Annotated in this window: 3 protein-coding genes and 1 pseudogene; 2 read left to right on the forward strand and 2 right to left on the reverse strand. The window is 58.3% G+C overall.

Annotation, left to right across the window (positions count from 1 at the left end):
* Positions 1-809 precede the first annotated feature (809 nt).
* Complete coding sequence (locus ACUN0C_RS19995; protein ID WP_445468167.1) at positions 810-938, reverse strand: hypothetical protein; 129 nt, start codon at positions 936-938, stop codon at positions 810-812.
* Positions 939-1,284: 346 nt separating this feature from the next.
* On the opposite strand from ACUN0C_RS19995, the gene ACUN0C_RS20000 reads away from it, so the two are divergent.
* On the forward strand, positions 1,285-1,470 hold the full coding sequence (locus tag ACUN0C_RS20000; RefSeq protein ID WP_445468168.1) for a hypothetical protein: 186 nt from the start codon (positions 1,285-1,287) through the stop codon (positions 1,468-1,470).
* Between the two features lie 996 nt (positions 1,471-2,466).
* Positions 2,467-4,239: a class I SAM-dependent methyltransferase gene (locus ACUN0C_RS20005; RefSeq protein WP_445468169.1), complete on the forward strand. Its 1,773-nt coding sequence runs from the start codon at positions 2,467-2,469 to the stop codon at positions 4,237-4,239.
* Between the two features lie 71 nt (positions 4,240-4,310).
* Here ACUN0C_RS20005 and ACUN0C_RS20010 read toward each other — a convergent pair.
* Positions 4,311-4,755: pseudogene (locus tag ACUN0C_RS20010) on the reverse strand (DDE-type integrase/transposase/recombinase); the annotation flags it as partial.

A 4,755-nucleotide genomic window follows, 5' to 3' on the forward strand; every position in this document is an offset into this window, starting at 1 on the left:
GGCATACTTCAGTGCGTATTCAAACACGCTCTCGCTACGGTTCGAGGGGGTAGTCAACTCAGTCATAACTGCTCCAAAGGGATTGGCGGCGACGGCCGCACGAGAAAGAGGTGGGTGTCAGTTCAGATTCAGAGCCAGTTTCAGATTCAGAGCCAGTTTCAGATTCAGAGCCAGTTTCAGATTCAGAGCCAGTTCCGTTTTCGAGAAGTGGTAGAGTGATAGGCCATCTGCCAGACCGGAAGTCGCTACATTAACTAACATAAGGTCGAGGTGCAGATCGGGTCGTGGAGCTCAGGTAGTTCGATGACTGCTTGTCACAAGGAACGATCTTCGTAACTCTTAGGAGTTAGGAAGATCAGCACCGGACGCGCGGCCGGGGCCGCTCCTGAAATGGTTACTGGCGTCGGCCCTGCCAGAACCAATCAGCGAAACTCCTAGGGGGTACGAAAACCGGCACCTGATCCGTGTGAATTCGGTGCCGATCCCCAGATGGTGCCTCGCCTTGGTCTGGCGAGGCTCAATCTCCGTAACTCCGCAGAGTTAGATGCTTCCCCCATCACCCGCAGGATCAGCGTCTTCGGGCGCGGCTGGCCGGCGTGCCCTCCGGGCAGTCGACGTAATAATCACCTGCACCCTCGGGACGTCCTCCAACGCAATGCGGTGTGCGGGGCCCTCTTCCCCAGCCGTGCCTATGCTCCTGCCCGCAGAAGGGACAGAGCACGATGGCGAGTTCGACCGTCTTGTCGGGACCGTTCGGGACCACGACCCGGCGCAGGACAGGGGCGACGGGCATCTGGGTGGAATGGGAATCACACATGGCTCTTCCCCTGGATGAACGCCTGTACGTCAGCCGCCCGGTAGCGGATCACGCGACCGAGGCGGATGAAGGCCAGCGGCAGCTTGCGCAGGTGATTGTAGGAACACTTCAGAAGTCGCATGACCTCCGCCGAGCTAAGGAGCTCATTGGAGTTGATTCGATCACTAAGTCTCATAGATAATCTCCAGTACACGTTTGCAATAGACATGTAAGTATGACATCATATGTCATCAAATGACGTGTGCTGCATAGTGCTGCATCCTGCAGCAGCAGACACACCTTGCGATCATTATATCTCTGGTATGTTTGACCAGAACCGCACCCAGGAGCTGCTCCACCAGCTGCTCCACGCAGATACGCCACCATGGCGCCCTATCAGGAGCCGGAAGCTGGCCGCGATCCTCGGCGTCTCACTGCAGAGCCTGGCCAACTGGCGGGTCCGTGGCACAGGACCTGAGCCTGAACCCATGCGGCGCGGGAGAGGGAACCGGACCTTCTACAAGCTGGAGCAGGTCATGGCCTGGCTCAGCGGTCTTGAGCCCTGGCAGCACTCCTACGAGTGGCTTCGCCTGCATGTGATGGACTTCACGCCCGTGACCGAGGAGACGGTCCGGGCCTGCATCCAGGTTCTGGAGGGGGAGGGGGTGGTGTGAGGCCAGGAATTAGTCGCAGCTTACCCTCACCGGATCGGCTTATGCGGCCTCGGACGTCCGTCTCGCCCGACTGTTACTGCTGCGGCGTGAGCCCGAGATGAGCCCCCGCAATGCTTGGATCGCCGGTAGGGTGCCGGACCGCCGTCGGCCGTCACAATAAGCAGTTCCCTGTGCAGCACCGAATGTCGCGTCGTCATTGCAGCCCGGGCGTCCAGCAATGTGCCGATGCAACACTCAAGCTGCAGATCGCCTTGATGAGGTCGCTTAGGCGCATCGAAGCCACTTGCGCTGACCCGTCCCACATTCAGCCCGTAGGCCCGCAGAAGTCCGTGGATCCCGTTCTCGTGATCACGCAACTTTTTGACGAGGAACTCTCGCGTCACGAGCAGCGAGCGCAGCCCCCTGGCTGGCCACCGACTTCATATGCACCACCTTGATGCGCGGTTGAGGGGGCATCCTTGCCACCCTTCTTGTGGCGGTTCATTGCCACCATTGCTGCCTTGGCGTGGCATGCCTCGATACACACCGCCAGCAGTCCTACCGCCTCCACCCCGAAGCACATTCACTGCGAGAGCGGCCCCGCCTCGAAGCCGATGAGGACAAAGCTGTTCCCCATCCGGTTCAACTCGCTCGCGATCGTCTCCGGGTCAGATCCGACCCACGACTCGTTTACCAGGCGGCTCGACTCGACCACAACAGGCCGCGCGGGGGGGGGGGAGACGCCTTGACGCCCGAAACGGTACAACACAATCCGGCGGGGGCCCGGTTGCGCAACTTGAACTGCTCGGCCGCGTGGCTGCTACCGCCGGCATCAGAGATCAGCTACCAAACCACTGGGCTTCAACAATGAACGGGCGACGGGCAGGGGCAGTCAGCTCCCGCGAGGCCCAAGGAAAAGGCACTCTGAGGAAATGGGCGGATAGGCCAGAGCGCCTTCGCCGCTTCACTCAGAGGCTTAAGGATCAGATGTTACCGAGCATACAAAGGGGGATCCAGATGCATCCGACATCCATCACAAAAATGCGTGCATTCGCTGCGGAGTACCTTTCTAAGTATAATAACCAGACTCTCGAAATACTGGACGTCGGATCTCAGTGCATTGATGTGCAGGAGAGTTACAGACCCATTTTCACGCGGCCTGGCTGGCGTTACCGTGGACTTGATATGACCCAGGGGCCTAATGTTGACATAAAGGTCGCTGATCCGTATCGTTGGGACGAGGTGGCTGACTGTAGCATAGACGTAGTAGTCTCCGGTCAAGCTCTTGAGCACATTGAATTCCCGTGGCGTACAATAGAAGAAATTAACAAAGTATTACGACCGGGGGGACTTGCCTGTTTGATCGCTCCCTCAGCCGGGCAGGAGCATCGCTATCCTGCAGATTGTTGGAGGATCTACCCGGACGGAATGTCGGCTCTCGCGAAAAGCGTCGGTTTAGTGACTGTGGAACTCTTCGCAGACTGGGGCTTGGGTCCGTGGCAGGATACGTTTGCTGTGCTCCAGAAACCGTTCCAACCAGGCGAAATGACTTCGTTCCCTTTGCAGTTGGATTTGCAAGTGGCCCTAGAGGCTTACCGGGCGGCACTTGTGACGCGCCCACGATCGCCAAGCTATTATACAACCCTTTCTGAACTTACCACCGTGGACGATGAGGCTGCGCTTATACTAAGAGTAGGCTTAGAAGCATGTGCAGGGTCGCCAGACTTGCGCCGACGCCTGATCGCTGTCCTTCTTCGTAGCGGGCGCTTTCACGCAGCCCTCGAGCATACAATTCAGCTTTTGCCAGCGCGTCCCATGTCCGTTGGGAATCTACAAGCAATAGCCGCAGTTGCCAACGTGTGTAACGACGAAGATCGAGAGCTGTTGTCAGCACTGCTTCCGAACGAGAATGTTGTAAGTTTAGCGCGGGCTGCATCCAGCAACGGTCAATGGGCATTGGCAGCGCTTGCATGGAAAGAGGTTGGACGCCGGTCAAGAAAGGTTCCTGACGATGTCGACGTTCAGTATGCTCTGGCCTTGCACGGCTGCGGACGAATCGATGATGCGCGTTCGGCATTCGACGTCGCGCGTCAACGGCGGGTCAAACGGGTTGTTGTAGATCGGACCAGTGTGATACAGCGTCTGATTAACGCATACAACTATAATTCGTATTTGGAGATTGGCGTCGCGCGCGGCGAAAATTTTTTGCAGATCAAAGCCCCAATTAAGATTGGTGTCGATCCAAATTTTCGCATTCCTGGTATTTCTCATTGCGAAGTCGAACAATTTTTTGCAATGGAGAGTGACGAATTTTTTGCAAACCCACCGCAGGTGCTTTTAGAGCACGGTGTAGACGTGGCGTTTGTCGATGGACTGCATACGAGTGGGCAGGCGTTGCGTGACATCGAGAACTGCTTACGGTACCTTAATGTAGGCGGCACCGTGGTTGTTCATGATTGCCTGCCAGCCACTCCATCTGAAGCCGCGCCGACGTTCGACCTCGCCCGTAGCATTCCAGGCTTTGATGGGAATTGGACGGGGGATGTGTTTCGAGCCATAGCAGAGTTACGCGCCAGCCGGTCCGATCTCTGGATAGCCGTTCTTGATGTGGATCACGGCGTTGGCATAATCCGCTCAGGTACGCCGGAGGACCGGGTGCGGTTAACCAAGACTGAGGCCTCCCAACTAAGCTATGAAAGGCTAAGTGCAGAACGAACAACCATTCTGAACTTGAAGACCGCGGTATGGTTTGATGACTGGTTGGGTGAGCTGAGCAGGCACAGCGATTGAACTGCTCCGGGGAGGCCCTCCGGCTGAATTTGTGGCGGGCGCTTAAGGTGTTTAGTCGCGGCATTTCGGGAAAACTGCCCGATGACGCTCTTGGCGAGTGCGTTGTCGTAGCTGGCTCCGACGCTGCCGACCGCCGGCTCGATCCCGGCCTCGACCAGGCGCTCAGTGTATTGGATAAGAGACGTACTGCACACCCCGGTCGCTGTGGTGGATCAGCCCGTCGCCGCGCAGGACGCCCATGGTGGAGCACCTGCTTGAGGGGATCCAGCACGAAGTCCGCCTGCAGCGAGCCGGACACTCGCCAGTCGACGATCCGGCGCGCGAAGGCGTCGATGACGAATGCGACGTATGCGAAGCCGCCCCAAGTCGCGACATAGGTGAAGTCGGACCGCCACCGCGCGTTCTGACGCGGCGCCTGGAACTGGCGGCTCCCCCGGTCCTGCCAGTATGGTGCCGCGGGATTGGTTCTGGGTCGTGCGTACCGGCTTGCCGCGCACCGCACCCGCCAAGCCTACC

The sequence above is a fragment of the Faunimonas sp. B44 genome, from assembly GCF_052655945.1.

Excerpts from the sequence above, each read along its gene's own strand:
- ACUN0C_RS19995 (WP_445468167.1), bottom strand. The coding sequence starts at position 938 with ATGCGACTTCTGAAGTGTTCCTACAATCACCTGCGCAAGCTGCCGCTG.
- ACUN0C_RS20000 (WP_445468168.1), top strand. The coding sequence starts at position 1,285 with ATGCGGCGCGGGAGAGGGAACCGGACCTTCTACAAGCTGGAGCAGGTC.
- ACUN0C_RS20005 (WP_445468169.1), top strand. The coding sequence starts at position 2,467 with ATGCATCCGACATCCATCACAAAAATGCGTGCATTCGCTGCGGAGTAC.